At 62.4% G+C, this 1,037-nt stretch carries 1 protein-coding gene; it reads left to right on the top strand.

The features are described 5' to 3' along the window. Positions 1–88 precede the first annotated feature (88 nt). Positions 89–1,037 (top strand): IS481 family transposase (locus EOA22_RS34935; protein WP_095770220.1); only part of this gene is annotated, 949 nt, incomplete at its 3' end.

Raw genomic sequence — 1,037 nt, 5'->3', positions numbered from 1 at the left:
CTAGGTGTGAGCTTTCGAGAGGTTGTCCATTCGGACCGGACCGAGGAGACTGGAGTTACCACGCTTCAGCATCCATCGGAGGGTCCGAATGAACATCCACAAGAATGCCCGTCTCACACCGCTGCGTCGAGAGGAGATGGCGTTATCGGTGATAGAAGGCGCTTTTTCCAAAGCCCATGCGGCGCGCGTCTATGGCGTGTCGGCCAAGATCGTGGCGCGCTGGGTCGAGCGCTATAAGACCAAAGGGCGGGCCGGCATGGTCGACCGCTCGTCGCGGCCCACCGTCATGCCGAGCCTGACCGAACAGTCCGTGGCCGAGCGCATCGCAGCCTTGCGTCGCCAGCGGCTGACCGGCAAGCACATCGCCCATGAGGTCGGCGTCTCGCCCGCCACCGTCAGCCGGGTTCTCAAGCGTGCCGGGCTGTCGCGGCTCAGGGATATCGAGCCGGCCGAACCGGTCCGGCGCTACGAGCGGGAGCATCCCGGCGAGATGATCCATATCGACATCAAGAAGCTCGGCCGCTTCAGCCAAGTCGGCCATCGTATCACCGGCGATCCGCAAAAGGGCAAGTCGCGCGGCGCCGGCTGGGAGTTCGTCCATGTCTGCATCGACGACGCGTCCCGCATCGCCTTCTCGCAAATCCTGCCCGACGAGAAAAAGGAGTGCGCCATCGCCTTCCTCAAGGCCGCGGTCGCCTATTACGCCAGCCTCGGCGTCACGATAGCCCGCGTCATGACCGACAACGGCTCCTGCTACAGATCAAAGGCCTTCGCCAAGGCCTGCCGCGATCTCGGCCTCAAGCACGTCACGACAAGACCCTATACGCCCAAGACCAATGGCAAGGCCGAGCGCTTCATCCAGACAGCACTGCGCGAATGGGCCTACGCCATTGCCTATCCGACATCCGATCATCGTGCCGCCGAACTGCCTGTCTGGCTGCACAGATACAATTGGCATCGTCCACATGGCAGCCTAAAGTCAAAAACGCCTATCAGTCGCCTCGCCCTGATCGAGGACAACCTGTTGAAGCTCCACA

Source organism: Mesorhizobium sp. M7A.F.Ca.US.014.04.1.1 (assembly GCF_003998745.1).
Taxonomy (GTDB): Bacteria; Pseudomonadota; Alphaproteobacteria; order Rhizobiales; family Rhizobiaceae; genus Mesorhizobium; species Mesorhizobium ciceri.
Note: the sequence above shows the minus strand (reverse complement) of the source record. Positions and strands in the feature narration are given on the sequence as shown.